This is a genomic window from Serratia sp. BNK-23 (genome assembly GCF_047456145.1).
In the GTDB taxonomy this organism is placed as follows: Bacteria; Pseudomonadota; Gammaproteobacteria; order Enterobacterales; family Enterobacteriaceae; genus Serratia; species Serratia nematodiphila.
In genome coordinates this window covers 5,014,334-5,029,099 of sequence record NZ_CP179900.1, presented here as the reverse complement: position 1 = coordinate 5,029,099, position 14,766 = coordinate 5,014,334, and the positions used below count along the sequence as shown (strand labels likewise).

Annotated in this window: 12 protein-coding genes; 6 read left to right on the top strand and 6 right to left on the bottom strand. The window is 57.8% G+C overall.

What is annotated here, in order from left to right:
* Positions 1 to 39: 39 nt before the first annotated feature.
* The 4 genes from glnA (at position 40) to ACMGF9_RS23845 (ending at position 4,349) form a co-directional block, all read left to right on the top strand.
* Positions 40 to 1,449 (top strand): glutamate--ammonia ligase, encoded by a 1,410-nt coding sequence (gene glnA, locus ACMGF9_RS23860; RefSeq protein ID WP_025304715.1) that lies wholly within the window; start codon positions 40 to 42, stop codon positions 1,447 to 1,449.
* Positions 1,450 to 1,643: 194 nt separating this feature from the next.
* On the top strand, positions 1,644 to 2,693 hold the full coding sequence (gene glnL / locus ACMGF9_RS23855; RefSeq protein ID WP_004931246.1) for a nitrogen regulation protein NR(II): 1,050 nt from the start codon (positions 1,644 to 1,646) through the stop codon (positions 2,691 to 2,693).
* 8 nt (positions 2,694 to 2,701) lie between these two features.
* Positions 2,702 to 4,114, top strand: coding sequence for a nitrogen regulation protein NR(I) (glnG, locus tag ACMGF9_RS23850; RefSeq protein ID WP_015379452.1), 1,413 nt, complete (start codon positions 2,702 to 2,704; stop codon positions 4,112 to 4,114).
* A 112-nt stretch (positions 4,115 to 4,226) separates the two neighbouring features.
* Positions 4,227 to 4,349, top strand: a complete 123-nt coding sequence (locus ACMGF9_RS23845) for a YshB family small membrane protein (RefSeq protein ID WP_015379453.1) — start codon at positions 4,227 to 4,229, stop codon at positions 4,347 to 4,349.
* A 34-nt stretch (positions 4,350 to 4,383) separates the two neighbouring features.
* Here ACMGF9_RS23845 and hemN read toward each other — a convergent pair whose 3' ends face one another.
* Together hemN and yihI are read right to left on the bottom strand one after the other, a co-directional pair.
* Positions 4,384 to 5,757 carry an oxygen-independent coproporphyrinogen III oxidase gene (hemN, locus tag ACMGF9_RS23840; RefSeq protein WP_414160461.1) on the bottom strand — a complete coding sequence of 458 codons (1,374 nt, stop codon included), beginning with the start codon at positions 5,755 to 5,757 and terminating at the stop codon, positions 4,384 to 4,386.
* Positions 5,758 to 5,939: 182 nt separating this feature from the next.
* Positions 5,940 to 6,482, bottom strand: coding sequence for a Der GTPase-activating protein YihI (gene yihI / locus ACMGF9_RS23835; RefSeq protein WP_015379455.1), 543 nt, complete (start codon positions 6,480 to 6,482; stop codon positions 5,940 to 5,942).
* 733 nt (positions 6,483 to 7,215) lie between these two features.
* Here yihI and yihA point away from each other — a divergent pair.
* Complete coding sequence (gene yihA / locus ACMGF9_RS23830) at positions 7,216 to 7,860, top strand: ribosome biogenesis GTP-binding protein YihA/YsxC (protein WP_004931258.1); 645 nt, start codon at positions 7,216 to 7,218, stop codon at positions 7,858 to 7,860.
* A 517-nt stretch (positions 7,861 to 8,377) separates the two neighbouring features.
* Here yihA and polA read toward each other — a convergent pair.
* Positions 8,378 to 11,176 (bottom strand): DNA polymerase I, encoded by a 2,799-nt coding sequence (polA, locus tag ACMGF9_RS23825; RefSeq protein WP_021504486.1) that lies wholly within the window; start codon positions 11,174 to 11,176, stop codon positions 8,378 to 8,380.
* Positions 11,177 to 11,673: 497 nt separating this feature from the next.
* Between polA and ACMGF9_RS23820 the strand changes: the two genes are divergently transcribed.
* Positions 11,674 to 12,570, top strand: coding sequence for an acyltransferase (locus ACMGF9_RS23820; protein ID WP_015379457.1), 897 nt, complete (start codon positions 11,674 to 11,676; stop codon positions 12,568 to 12,570).
* 42 nt (positions 12,571 to 12,612) lie between these two features.
* On the opposite strand, the gene dsbA is transcribed toward ACMGF9_RS23820, so the two are convergent.
* The 3 genes from dsbA to ACMGF9_RS23805 form a co-directional block, all read right to left on the bottom strand.
* Positions 12,613 to 13,236 (bottom strand): thiol:disulfide interchange protein DsbA, encoded by a 624-nt coding sequence (gene dsbA, locus ACMGF9_RS23815; RefSeq protein WP_004931264.1) that lies wholly within the window; start codon positions 13,234 to 13,236, stop codon positions 12,613 to 12,615.
* A gap of 29 nt (positions 13,237 to 13,265) precedes the next feature.
* Positions 13,266 to 14,252 carry a serine/threonine protein kinase gene (locus ACMGF9_RS23810; RefSeq protein ID WP_015379458.1) on the bottom strand — a complete coding sequence of 329 codons (987 nt, stop codon included), beginning with the start codon at positions 14,250 to 14,252 and terminating at the stop codon, positions 13,266 to 13,268.
* Positions 14,253 to 14,350: 98 nt separating this feature from the next.
* Positions 14,351 to 14,620, bottom strand: a complete 270-nt coding sequence (locus tag ACMGF9_RS23805) for a YihD family protein (protein ID WP_004931268.1) — start codon at positions 14,618 to 14,620, stop codon at positions 14,351 to 14,353.
* Positions 14,621 to 14,766: the final 146 nt, after the last annotated feature.

Genomic DNA, 14,766 nt, shown 5'->3' with positions numbered 1-14,766 from the left:
TTCCACGACGACGACAATGATAAACCGGGAGAGTTAAGTATGTCCGCTGAACACGTTTTGACGATGCTGAATGAGCATGAAGTGAAATTCGTAGACCTGCGTTTCACTGACACCAAGGGTAAGGAACAGCACGTGACTATCCCGGCTCACCAGGTAAACGCCGACTTCTTCGAAGAAGGTAAAATGTTTGACGGCTCCTCTATCGGTGGTTGGAAGGGCATCAACGAATCTGACATGGTGCTGATGCCGGACGCCAGCACGGCGGTTCTGGATCCGTTCTTCGAAGAACCTACGCTGATCATTCGCTGTGACATTCTCGAGCCGGGCACCATGCAAGGCTACGATCGCGACCCGCGCTCCATCTCCAAACGCGCCGAAGACTTCCTGCGCTCCTCCGGCATCGCGGACACCGTGCTGTTCGGGCCAGAGCCTGAGTTCTTCCTGTTCGACGACATCCGCTTCGGCAGCAGCATCCGCGGTTCCCACGTGGCCATCGACGACATCGAAGGCGCCTGGAACTCCGGCACAAAATACGACGGCGGCAACAAAGGCCACCGTCCGGCGGTGAAAGGCGGTTACTTCCCGGTTCCACCGGTCGACTCTTCGCAGGATCTGCGTTCCACCATGTGTCTGACCATGGAAGAGATGGGCCTGGTGGTTGAAGCGCACCACCACGAAGTGGCGACCGCCGGTCAGAACGAAGTGGCAACCCGCTTCAACACCATGACCAAGAAAGCCGACGAAATTCAGATCTACAAATACGTGGTGCACAACGTGGCGCACGCCTTCGGTAAAACCGCGACCTTCATGCCGAAGCCCATGTTCGGCGACAACGGTTCCGGCATGCACTGCCACATGTCGCTGTCCAAGAACGGCACCAACCTGTTCGCCGGCGACAAATACGGCGGCCTGTCTGAAACCGCACTGTTCTACATCGGCGGCATCATCAAGCACGCCAAGGCGATCAACGCGCTGGCCAACCCGACCACCAACTCGTACAAACGTCTGGTGCCAGGCTACGAAGCGCCGGTGATGCTGGCTTACTCCGCCCGTAACCGCTCCGCGTCCATCCGTATCCCGGTGGTCGCCAGCCCGAAAGCGCGCCGCATCGAAGCCCGCTTCCCGGATCCGGCGGCTAACCCATACCTGTGCTTCGCCGCGCTGCTGATGGCCGGCCTGGACGGCATCATCAACAAGATCCACCCTGGCGATGCCATGGACAAGAACCTGTACGACCTGCCGCCGGAAGAAGAAGCCGAGATCCCAAAAGTGGCCGGCTCGCTGGACGAGGCGATGGCCGCACTGAACGAAGACCGCGAGTTCCTGACCCGCGGCGGCGTGTTCACCGACGATGCGATCGATGCCTACATCGAACTGCGCAAAGAAGAGATGGACCGCGTTCGCATGACGCCACACCCGGTCGAGTTCGAACTGTACTACAGCGTCTAAGCCCTACCCGCGCCGTCTGCAAAGGCGGACGGCGCCCACAATTTTTGTTATCGCTTTTTTGTTGCCGTGGAAACTTTCAGCCCATCTTCGGATGGGTTTTTTTCTCCACCGTATTTTCTGCAAAACTATTCCATACCGCGTCGATCCCGGATGGAGTAGGATAGATGCACTAAAAAGGTGCAGGAGTCTGCTGTATGGCAACTGGCAAGCTGCCCGATGCTGGGCAGATCCTCAATTCACTCATCAACAGCATCCTGCTGTTGGATGACTCTCTGGCGGTTCACTACGCCAACCCGGCGGCACAGCAGCTGCTGGCGCAAAGCTCCCGCAAGCTGTTCGGCACGCCGCTGCCCGATTTGCTCGGTTATTTTTCGCTGAACGTCTCTTTGATGCGCGAAAGCCTGCGCGCCGGGCAGGGCTTCACCGACAACGAAGTGACTCTGGTGGTCGACGGCCGCGCGCATATCCTTTCCCTGACCGCTCAGGCGCTGCCGGAAGGCTATATCCTGGTCGAACTGGCGCCGATGGACAATCAGCGCCGCCTGAGCCAGGAACAGCTGCAGCATGCCCAACAGGTGGCGGCCCGCGATCTGGTGCGCGGTTTGGCGCACGAGATTAAAAACCCGCTGGGCGGCCTGCGCGGCGCGGCGCAGCTGCTGGCCAAGGCGCTGCCCGATCCGGCGCTGACCGAATACACCAAGGTGATCATTGAGCAGGCCGATCGGCTGCGCAATCTGGTGGATCGCCTGCTCGGACCGCAGCGGCCCGGCCAGCACATCACCCAAAGCATCCATCAGGTCGCGGAGCGCGTCTGCCAGCTGGTGTCGCTGGAAATGCCGGATAACGTCACGCTGGTGCGCGACTACGATCCCAGCCTGCCGGAAATGGCCCACGACCCGGATCAGATAGAGCAGGTGCTGCTGAACATCACCCGCAATGCGCTGCAGGCGCTGGGTGAGGCGGGCGGCACCATCACGCTGCGCACCCGCACCGCGTTTCAGATTACGTTGCACGGCACCCGCTATCGCCTGGCGGCGCGCATCGATGTCGAAGACGACGGCCCCGGCGTGCCGGCGCAGCTGCAGGACACGCTGTTCTACCCGATGGTCAGCGGCCGTGAAGGCGGTACCGGCCTGGGATTATCCATCGCCCGCAATCTGATCGATCAGCATTGCGGAAAAATTGAGTTCAACAGTTGGCCAGGTCATACCGAATTCTCGGTCTACCTGCCCATTCGTCAGTGAGGTTTGCAATGCAACGAGGGATAGTCTGGATCGTCGATGACGATAGCTCCATCCGCTGGGTGCTTGAGCGCGCGCTCACCGGCGCGGGCCTGAGCTGCGCCACCTTCGAAGGCGGCAATGACGTGCTGGAAGCCTTGGCCACGCAAACCCCCGACGTGCTGCTGTCCGATATCCGCATGCCGGGCATCGATGGTCTGGCGCTGCTCAAGCAGATCAAACAGCGCCACCCGATGCTGCCGGTGATCATCATGACCGCGCATTCGGATTTGGACGCGGCCGTCAGCGCCTATCAGCAAGGGGCCTTCGACTACCTGCCGAAACCGTTCGACATCGACGAAGCGGTGGCGCTGGTCGAGCGCGCCATCAGCCATTATCAGGAACAGCAGCAGCCGGTGCGCAGCCAGCCGGCCAGCGATCCGGCGGCGGACATCATCGGCGAAGCGCCGGCGATGCAGGACGTGTTTCGCATCATCGGCCGGCTCTCGCGTTCGTCGATCAGCGTGCTGATCAACGGCGAATCCGGCACCGGTAAAGAGCTGGTGGCACATGCGCTGCACCGCCACAGCCCGCGCGCCAAATCACCGTTCATCGCCCTGAATATGGCCGCTATTCCCAAGGATCTGATCGAGTCCGAGCTGTTCGGCCACGAGAAAGGCGCCTTCACCGGCGCTAACCAAATCCGTCAGGGGCGCTTTGAACAGGCCGACGGCGGCACGCTGTTCCTCGACGAGATCGGCGATATGCCGCTCGACGTGCAAACGCGCCTGCTGCGGGTGCTGGCGGACGGCCAGTTCTACCGGGTCGGCGGCTATGCGCCGGTGAAGGTCGACGTACGCATCATCGCCGCCACGCACCAGAACCTGGAGCTGCGGGTACAAGAAGGCAAGTTCCGCGAGGATCTGTTCCACCGCCTGAACGTGATCCGCGTACACCTGCCGCCGCTGCGCGAACGCCGTGAAGACATCCCGCGGCTGGCGCGCCACTTCCTGCAGATCGCCGCCAAGGAGCTGGGCGTCGAGGCCAAGAACCTGCATCCGGAAACCGAAACCGCGCTGACCCGCCTGCCCTGGCCGGGCAACGTGCGCCAGCTGGAGAACACCTGCCGCTGGCTGACGGTGATGGCCGCCGGGCAAGAGGTGCTGATTCAGGATCTGCCGGGCGAACTGTTCGAAACCGCCGCGCCGGAAAGCCCCAGCCACAGTCTGCCGGACAGCTGGGCCACGCTGCTGGCGCAGTGGGCCGATCGCGCGCTGCGTTCCGGTCATCAAAATCTGCTGTCGGAAGCGCAGCCGGAAATGGAGCGCACGCTGCTCACCACCGCCCTGCGCCACACCCAAGGGCACAAACAGGAAGCCGCGCGCCTGCTGGGCTGGGGGCGCAATACCCTCACCCGCAAGCTTAAAGAGCTGGGCATGGAATAGGAACGGGGTGGATGATGAAAAACGCAGTCCGGCGCACAAAAAAACGCCAACCACAGACTTTACAGCCGGCGAGGGCGCAGTATGATCGTGTCGCACACTCTGGAGGTTGACGATGCTGGACTCATTCATCGTATTCATTTCTCAGGGCGCGGAGCTGGGCTCCGCCGCCAGCCACACCCCGCAGGCGGCGGTTGCCGCGGTGTTGTGCGCCGCGCTGATTAACTTCTTCAGTTAAAAAAACAGCCGCATCAGCGGCTGTTTTTTCATCCTCAGATCACCCGAGAGAACTGCTGGCTGCGCGCCTGTTGCCGCAGATAGCGGTCGAAGCACATGCAAATATTGCGGATCAGCAAGCGCCCGCGCGGCGTGACGCGAATGCCCTGCTCGTCGCGCTCCACCAGCCCATCGCGTTCAAACTGCGCCAGCAGCTGCAGGTCTTCGGCGAAGTAAGCGGTGAAATCGATGCCGTATTGCCGTTCGAGCGGCTGATACGCCAACCGGAAGTTGCAGATCAGGGTTTTGATCAGATCGCGCCGCAGACAATCGTCGTCCGTCAGCGCCAGCCCGCGCCACAGGGCGTTGCCCTGCGCCGGTACGCTCTCATAGTAATGCTTCAGCTCTTTCTGGTTCTGCGCATAGCTGTCGCCGAGCATGCTGATGGCCGACACGCCCAACCCCAGCAGATCGCTGTCGCCCTGGGTGGTGTAGCCCTGGAAATTGCGGTGCAGCTTGCCTTCGCGTTGCGCAATCGCCAGCTCATCGTCCGGGCGTGCAAAGTGATCCATACCGATGAACTGATAGCCGGCGTCAGTCAGGAACGCGATGCTCTGCTGCAGGATATCCAGCTTCTGCTGCGCGCTGGGCAGATCGGCGTCTTTGATTTTGCGCTGGGCGGCGAATAAATTCGGCATATGCGCGTAGTTGAACACGCTGAGGCGATCGGGATTCAGTTCAGCCACCCGCTGCAGGGTGAAGGCGAAACTTTCCGGCGTCTGTTTCGGCAGGCCGTAGATCAGATCGATATTGGTCGAGCGGAAGCCCAGCGCTTTGGCCCGCTCGATCAGGGCGAAAATGAAGGCTTCATCCTGCTCGCGGTTGACCAACTGCTGCACCTGCTTGTTGAAATCCTGCACCCCCATGCTCAAACGGTTAAAGCCTTCGCCGCGTAAATGATCGAGCACATCCAGCGCTATCTCGCGCGGATCGACTTCGATCGACATCTCCGCATCGGGCAGAAAATCAAAATGTTCGCGCAGCACCGCCACCAGCCGGCTGATTTGCGCTTTATCCAGATAGGTTGGCGTACCGCCGCCCCAGTGCATCTGACCGACCTTGCGGCCGGCGAACAGCGGCGCACGGCTGGCGATCTCTTGCACCAAGACATTCAGGTATTCGTCGGCCTTGTGCGTCTGACGCGTCACCAGTTTGTTGCAGCCGCAGAAGTAGCACAGCTTATGGCAGAAAGGGATATGCACATACAGCGACAGCGGGCGCTCAGGGTAGCGCGCCGCGGCGCGTTGAAACGCAGCTTCGTCGTAGCGCTGGTTAAATTCCAGCGCCGTGGGGTATGAGGTATAACGCGGCCCTGAGTAGTTATATTTTTGGATCAGGGCCAAATCCCAGACAATCGTCTGCTCTGACATGCTCACTCCTTCCGATATCTTTTTCTACCGGGCCGGGAGAGGGGCGGTTGTCTGCGCTGTCTGGCCACGGAAGCGCTGCGAAAACGCGCTTTGCGCTTAGACAGCCCCCATAGTTTACCGAATAACCACAGCAGATAACACATCAAGAGTAGGGCTATTGTCGGGATCAGCCACATGGCGCGTTAAAAAGCGTCCTTCGGGTTGCCGCCTTTCAGCAGCTTCAGAATATCTTCCTGCTTCTCTTCTTCTTCCTCATCGTCTTCATCGCCCAGCTCGATGCCCAGCACGTCCATCAGCACATCGATGCGATCCAACGTCTTGTCGACATACGCCTGCTCTTGCGCGTTCAGCGTTTCGCCATCGTCGATGCGATCCAGCAGCGCGTTCAGGCGTTCGTCATTTTCCAGCTTCGCCAGCTCTTCTTCCGGCGACAGGCGCGGTTTCGCTTCGGCCTTTGGCTTCGGTTGCGGTTTAGCCTTCACTTTGGTTTCATCGACCACCAGCGCAACCGGCACTTTACTACCGATACGCGGATCTTTGGCTTCCGCCGCCGATTTGTTTTTCTGGCTGCCGGACTCGACCTGAGTGCGTGAACCGGAAGCGTGGCCGCGGCGTTTTTTCAGGCGTTTGCGCTCGCGCGCTTCCTGATCGAGCTCCATACGGCTTTTCTTTTTCGTTTTTGACTTCGCCGCGCTGCCGCGAGGTGCTTTTGATGGCTGGTTCATAGCGTGTGCTCTTAGGTATGTAGATTCAGTATAGAATTGCGGCGGAATCTAGCAGAAAGCGGACAAAGAAAAAGGCGGCAGGTTAAACCTGCCGCCTATTTCGCACCTTCTTGCGAAGGGTATTCCTGTTACGCGCTCCTTGCGTACATGCAACATCCCGGTTTTTCCTTCTGCTATAACCGCATTCCCTGCCACTACGTCCTTCATCCTGAAAGGAAAATCGTCCATGGCGCAATCCATTCGCATCCGCTCTTCCCGAGCGCGCTTCCTGCGGGCATCCAAACTGCCGATACTTCACCATCCGATGTGCCTGCCGCCTATTCCGGTGCGAAAGGGTCACTTCCTTTTGTGTTCATCCTGGCACTCATTGCACGCCCTGTGCATTCCCTGAGATTTGTCATCCTTCCCGGATGTTCCCTAATCCTGCGCAACCCTGCGTTAACGAGTACTTTACGTTATTGTTGCGAAGGCTCAAGGCACCTGACACCGATTTGACTGACATTTCCACACAACGAAAAAACAACATGTTGTTTTTAAAATAAAAACAGAAATATTACTTTCGAATAAAGCGACATTACCCGCGATTCGAATGGCAAATGTCTCACAACGTACGGTCGGCTTAACTGTTGTTTTATCGCGCCCCGCCGCTTAAAAACGGAGAAACACGCCATTTTTACCGCTGATGCAGTTATAATCGCCAACCAGTTAGCCATCCTCACGGAGACGAAAAATTTTGACCAGCAAGAACTACAACTATCATGTGACCCATTTCGTCACCAGCGCACCCGATATTCGCCATCTTCCGGGGGATGCAGGAATTGAAGTCGCCTTTGCCGGCCGTTCCAACGCCGGTAAATCCAGCGCGCTGAATACGCTGACCAACCAAAAAAGCCTGGCGCGCACCAGTAAGACGCCGGGGCGCACCCAGCTGATCAACCTGTTCGAAGTGGAAGACGGCATTCGTCTGGTCGACCTGCCGGGTTATGGCTACGCCGAAGTGCCGGAAGAAATGAAGCGCAAATGGCAACGCGCGCTGGGCGAATACCTGCAGATGCGCAACAGCCTGAAAGGGCTGGTGGTGCTGATGGATATCCGCCATCCGCTGAAAGATCTCGACCAGCAGATGATCCAGTGGGCGGTCGACGTCGGCACGCCGGTGCTGGTGTTGCTGACCAAGGCCGACAAGCTGGCCTCCGGCGCACGCAAGGCGCAGCTCAACATGGTGCGTGAAGCGGTGCTGCCGTTTATGGGGGATATCCAGGTCGAAGCCTTCTCATCGCTGAAAAAGATCGGCGTCGACAAGCTGCGCCAGAAGCTGGACACCTGGTTTAACGAGATCCCGCCGGAAGTGCTGCCGGAAGAGGACATCGGCGAATAAGCCCTGATCGCACGTTTGAGCCGATGCCTTGCCGCATCGGCTTTTTTATGCCCGCAGATCGGCCGCAGGCGGGATTTTTTGTTATCTAATTACACTTTTGAAATAAAGCCATCATAAAGACTTATTGCCAAAACGGGCTTGTCTCGCCGAATTACGCGGATTGAGGGAGCGGAAGCTGAAATGAAAAGCGGGGCCGAGCGATAGGAAAAACGTATGGTTTGCTGCTGTTTTTACAATAAAAAACGCCCCAGTCAATACTGACTGGGGCGGCTAAATATTCAGCCAAATCCGATTACGTGAAGTAAAAGGTCTGAAAGATAGAACATCTTACCTCTGTACCCTACGCCTGTAACTCTACATCATTTTTTCGCAGGGAAAAAGAATTTTTTGTAGTTTACTTACACAATTTGCGGCGCAAGAACGGCGAAGTTGGGGAAACTATCGCCGCATCTTGTAGCTTAATTACGAAAAGTGCTTAGCTTCTCGCCAGTTAGCGCATACGGCGATAACCCGGCGATCAGTGCGCTTCATCCCAGTTCATGCCGACGCCCACATCGACCTTCAGCGGCACCGCCAGAGCCATGCTGCCTTCCATCAGTTGGCGGATGCGCTGGCTGGCTTCTTCGATCACCGATTCATGCACCTCGAACACCAATTCATCGTGCACCTGCATGATCGCGCGCACCAACGGCTTCTCCTGCCCTTGCAGCCAGGCGTCGACCTCGATCATCGCACGCTTGATGATATCGGCTGCCGTGCCCTGCATCGGGGCGTTGATGGCGGCGCGCTCGGCCGCCTTGCGGCGCATGGCGTTGCTGGAGCGGACGTCCGGCAGATACAGACGGCGGCCGTCCAGCGTGCTGACATAGCCCTGCTCGGAAGCCTGCTGACGGGTGCGCTCCATGTAATCCAGCACGCCCGGGTAACGCTCAAAGTAGAGATCCATATAGCGCTGGGCTTCCCCACGCGGGATCCCCAACTGACGCGCCAGGCCGAAGGCGCTCATGCCGTAAATCAAACCGAAGTTAATCGCCTTGGCGCTGCGGCGCTGCTCGCCGGTCACTTTATCCAACGGCACGCCGAAAACTTCCGACGCCGTGGCGCGGTGAATGTCTTTCCCTTCGGCGAAGGCCTTCAGCAGCCCCTCATCCTGTGACAGATGCGCCATGATGCGCAGCTCGATCTGCGAGTAGTCGGCCGCAACGATGCGGTAGCCTTCCGGCGCAATAAAGGCCTGGCGAATGCGCCGCCCTTCTTCGTTGCGCACCGGGATATTCTGCAGGTTCGGATCGCTCGAGGAGAGGCGGCCGGTGGCGGTCACCGCCTGATGGTACGAGGTATGCACCCGGCCGCTGACCGGATTGATCATCAACGGCAGCTTGTCGGTATAGGTGGTCTTCAGTTTCGCCAGGCCGCGGTATTCCAGGATCACCTTCGGCAGCGGGTAGTCCAGCGCCAGCTCGGCCAGCACCTCTTCGTTGGTGGACGGCGCCCCGCCCGGGGTTTTCTTCAGCACCGGCAGCTTTTGTTTTTCGTACAGGATCGCCTGCAGCTGCTTGGTCGACGCCAGGTTGAACGGCTCTTCCGCCAGCTCGTGGGCCTGCGCCTCCAACTCTGCCAGACGCTTGGCCAACTCCTGGGAGTGGGCCGACAAAATGGCCGGATCGATCAGCACCCCGGTGCGTTCGATATGCGACAGCACCGGCAGCAGCGGCATTTCAATCTCATTGAATACCGTCAGCAGTTCCGCGCTCTGTTTCAGCTGCGGCCACATCGCCAGGTGCAGCTGCAGCGTGACATCGGCATCTTCGGCGGCGTAAGGCGCCGCCTGCTCCAGCGCGATCTGATTGAACGTCAGCTGGTTTTTGCCCTTGCCGGCGATCTCTTCGAAGGTGATGGTTTTGTGGCCCAGATAACGATCGGCCAGGCTGTCCATATCGTGACGGCCGCCGACGCTGTCCAGCACATAGGACTCCAACATGGTGTCGTAGGCGATGCCGCGCATCTCGATGCCGTAGCGCGCCAGCAGGCTCATGTCGAACTTCAGGTTTTGCCCGACCTTGAGCGCCTTCTCGTCTTCCAGCAGCGGCTTGAGCGCCTCCAGCACATAAGCGCGATCCAGCTGCGCCGGCGCATCCAGATAATCGTGCGCCACCGGCAAATAGGCCGCTTCGCCCGGCGCGATCGCGAAGGACAGGCCGATCAGGTTGGCGGTCAGGGTATCCAGACCGTCGGTTTCGGTATCGAAGGCAAACACGTCGGCCTTTTTCAGCCGCGCCAGCCAGTCGGTAAAGGTCGCTTCATCCAGGATAGTGACATACCCGTCCTGGGACAGCTTGGCTTCCGCCAAGGCTTTCGGCGCTTCCACGGCGGCTGCCGGTTTGGCGGCGCCGGCAGCTTTCGCGCCCGCGCCTTTCTTGTTTTCCAGCCAGACGCCGGCTTCCACGTCCGCCAGCCAGCGTTTGAACTCGTACTGTTTGAACAGCTGTTGCAGCGTATCGACATCCGGCTCAGATACCGTCAGGTCCGCGCAGGTCAGATCCAGTTCGACGTCGGTTTTGATCGTCGCCAGCTTATAGGAGAGGTACGCGACCTCTTTGTTCTGCTCCAGCTTGGCCGCCATGGTTTTGGCGCCGCGGAAGCTCAGCGTGGCGATGTTCTCCAGATTGCCGTACAGCGCATCCAGCCCGCCGATCCCCTGCAGCAACGCCTGGGCGGTTTTCTCGCCCACGCCCGGTACGCCGGGAATGTTGTCCGATGAATCGCCCATCAGCGCCAGGAAGTCGATGATCAACTCCGGCGGAATGCCGTACTTGTCGCACACTTCCTGCGGGCCGAGGATCGTGTTGTTCATGGTGTTGATCAGGGTGACGTTCGGCGTCACCAGCTGCGCCATGTCTTTGTCGCCGGTGCTGATCAGCACCGCATGGCCGGCCTTTTCGGCCTCCAGCGCCAGCGTACCGATAACGTCGTCCGCCTCAACGCCGGGTGTCACCAGCAGCGGCAGGCCCATCGCCTTGACCATGCTGTGCAGCGGCTCGATCTGCGCGCGCAGATCGTCCGGCATCGGCGGCCGGTGTGATTTGTATTCAGCGAAGAGATCATCGCGGAAGGTTTTCCCTTTGGCATCAAACACCACGGCAACGTGGCTCGGTTGATACTGCAGCAGCAGGCTGCGCAGCATATTCAGCACGCCGTACATCGCGCCGGTCGGCTCGCCCGCCGAGTTGGTCAGCGGCGGGAAGGCGTGATAAGCGCGGTAGAGGTAGGAGGAACCGTCAACCAGGATTAGTGGGTTTTCTGCAATCTGGGCCATAGCGTTTCTTTATCGTGATCGGACATAGAGGTAAGCATGCCATAGCTGGCCGCCGGAGACGAACCTTAGCGTGCATTGCGGACGAAAATGATGTGATTGTGTGCGAGGATCCGCAAGATCTTACCTGTGGATAACTTTGTGCATAGAAAAGAGACCGAATTATAACGCTGCGATTATCGTTATAACGGCGAATAAAATTCCTATTTAAATCACCGCGTTAAAAGAACGAATTCCGGCGACGCTTTATTACTGGCATTTATTGAATTTGTGGATATAACTTTCGCCGGATTTTAATCGCACTATTAATCAAATTCGGCGCCTCAATTACCATAGCACAAGCTGGACAAGTTGCACGAAAACTCAGCAAATGGTTATCCATCGAGACGAAAAACAGTGATTTTTAGCGGCGCTTTACCCCGGCGATTTCTGTTAAAATGCGTTTTTGTTCATGCGCTTTGGCATGCAACGATGTTCCCAACAACCGTCAGCCCATAATCATGCCAAGATTGTTAACGCCTGTTATCTTTATCATTTCCGTCATACTTACCATTCTGGTGACGGTGTTGTGCTCCATCCCCATCACGCTGGCCGGCATCGTGAAACTCCTGGTGCCCATTCCCGCCGTCTGGCGATATATCTCGGCTTTCGCCGATTTCATGATGTGGTGTTGGTGCCAAGGGCTGGCGCTGTTATTGCGCATTAACGGGCAATTGCGTTGGGATATTGAAGGGCTGGAAGGGTTGGATCGCAAAAACTGGTATCTGCTGATCAGCAACCACGAAAGCTGGTCGGACATTGTCGTGTTATGCGTGCTGTTCAGAAATCATATTCCAATGAATAAGTATTTCCTCAAGCAACAGCTCGCCTGGGTGCCTTTTGTCGGCCTGGCCTGCTGGGCGCTGGATATGCCATTCATGAAGCGTTATTCCCGCGCCTATTTGCTCAAGCATCCGGAAAAGCGCGGCAAGGATATCGAAACGACGCGCCGTTCCTGCGAAAAATTCCGCCAGCGTCCAACCACCATCGTCAATTTCGTCGAGGGTTCGCGCTTCACTGAAGCCAAGAAAATTAAAAGCAATTCGCCGTATCGCAATTTGCTGGCGCCTAAAGCCGCCGGCATCGCGTTTACGCTCAGCGCGCTGGGCAATCAGTTCGACAAAGTGTTGAACGTTACTCTGCTCTATCCGGAAAATAACCAGCGGCCTTTTATGGATATGCTGTGTGGGCGGCTGACGCGTATCGTGGTGAGAATAGAGACGCTGCCGATCGATGAAACCCTGCACGGCGACTACTTCAACGACAAACAGTTCAAGCGGCGCTTCCAGCTGTGGCTGAATACGCTGTGGCAGGAAAAAGACCGGTTGCTGGATAAATTGAAGCGGCAATACGGATAAAAAAACGCCGGCGATGCCGGCGTTTTTCATATTGAATCAGGCTTATTTCTGCTGGCTGAGGAATTTAACCACATCGGCGAACTGCTTCACGTAAGCGTCCATCGAGCTGGTGTCCAGGCCATCGTTTTTAACCATGTATTTGCCGTTGACGAATACCGCCGGCACGCCGCGCAGCTGCAGATCTTCTGCGGCTTTCTCCTGTTGAACCACCAGAGATTTCACCACGAAGCTGTTCCAGGCCGCGTCATAATCTGCAGCGGTCACGCCCGCTTTCACGAAGACGTTGCGGATATCGTCCGGCGTTTGCACGGTCTGGGTTTTCTGCACCGCTTCAAACATCAGCGGGCTCACCTTGTCTTCCACGCCCAGCGCCATCGCCACCGCCCACGCCTGAGTCAGCTGTTTGCCCAACGGCCCCAGGAACTCCACGTGGTACTTGGTCATTTTGGTGCCGGCAGGCAGCGCTTTCTTTACGTTCTCAGACACATGATAGACCTGCTCGAACTGGTAGCAGTGCGGGCAGTAGAAGGAGAAGAACTCCAACACCTGCGGCTCGCCGGTCACCGGTTTGTCCAGAGTCACATACTGAGCGCCATCGCTAAACTGTGCCGCCGAGGCGCTGAATGCCATCACCATGCCAACGAGCGCCAACCATATTTTTTTCATAAGACTAAACTCTCCATTGTGTTAAAGCTTCAATACATTGGCGTCAGCTGCAGAGGGGGCTCCTGCAACAGCTTAACCTGTTCGGTGAAGGCCACAGTCTGAGACAACCAGAAATCAGACTCCGCCATCCACGGAAAACTCTTAGGGAAGGCCGGATCCTGCCAGCGGCGAGCGACCCAGGCCAGGTAATACACCATGCGCATCGCCCGCAGTGGTTCAATCAACGCCAGCTCGCGCTGATCGAACTCGGCAAATTCGCTATACGCCTCCAGCAAGACATCCAGCTGCATCAGTTGATCGCGACGTTCGCCATGCAGCAACATCCACAGATCCTGCACTGCCGGGCCGTTGCGCGCGTCATCAAGATCGACGAACAGCGGGCCATCGCGCCACAGAATATTGCCCGGATGGCAGTCACCGTGCAAACGGCGCGGCTGCCAGTTCAGATGCCAGTGCGACTTGATCGCCGTAATCAGATTATCCGTCGCCTGCAGGAACGCGTCACGCTGCGTTGCCGGTAGCAGCCCGCAATCGGCCAGCACCTGACGCGGGCCGGTGAGGTACTCTTCAATCCCCATCGTTGGCCGCTCAGCGAACAAACGCTCACCGCCGACCTGGTGGATACGCCCCAAAAAACGGCCCACCCATTCCAACTGATCCAGATTGTCTATCTCGTATTGCCGGCCCCCCACGCTGGGGAACAGGGCAAAGAAAAAACCGCCGTGCGTATGCAGGGTAGCGCCTTGCAGCGCCAATGGCGCCACCGCCGGGATCTCCGCGCCGGCCAGATCCAGAGCGAACTGATGTTCCTCACCGATCTGTGCGGCACTCCAGCGCTCCGGGCGGTAAAACTTCACCACGTAGCGCCGGCGATCTTCGTCCATAAACTGATAGACGCGGTTCTCGTAGCTGTTCAGCGCCGTGAGGCCGGAATCGACGCGCAGGCCAACTCCTTCTAGCGCGTCCATAATCAAATCGGGCGACAGGGTTTCGAAATTAAAAGCAGAGTTATTCATAACGTTCGTTTGATCGCTGACAGCACGGTGCCGGGAATGAGAAATAGTAGCATTAATGGCGCATTTCACGCGCTATGCTTTCTCGCACCGCACGAGGATCAGTCCTTGATAACGCCGCGAGCGCGCAGCAGCGCCGTTTTAAAATCTTCTTCGTAATCTTTCTTCAGACCCGGGATCTGATCCGTGCCGGCGCTACCGCGCATTTTCAGGTGATAAATGAGAATGTCGTCGCTCAGTTCGGACAACTCGCCCTGGAAGCCCGCTTCCTTCGCCAGCTTTTGCAAAAACTGCATCAAATTGAGATCGGGATCTTCCTGCCAGGCCGGGTGCAACAGCTCGATCAACTCGTTTACGCGATGCGTTTTCATCTCAATATCGTCCAATAGCATGAATAAACTCACAAAGTAACAGGCTTACCCACACAGTGAAAGAACCGGCTTGTCAATAAAGGTAAATCCTGATGTCACGCCTGCTTTAGCGCTACAATCAGCCCATCGACAAGGCGGGATAAACG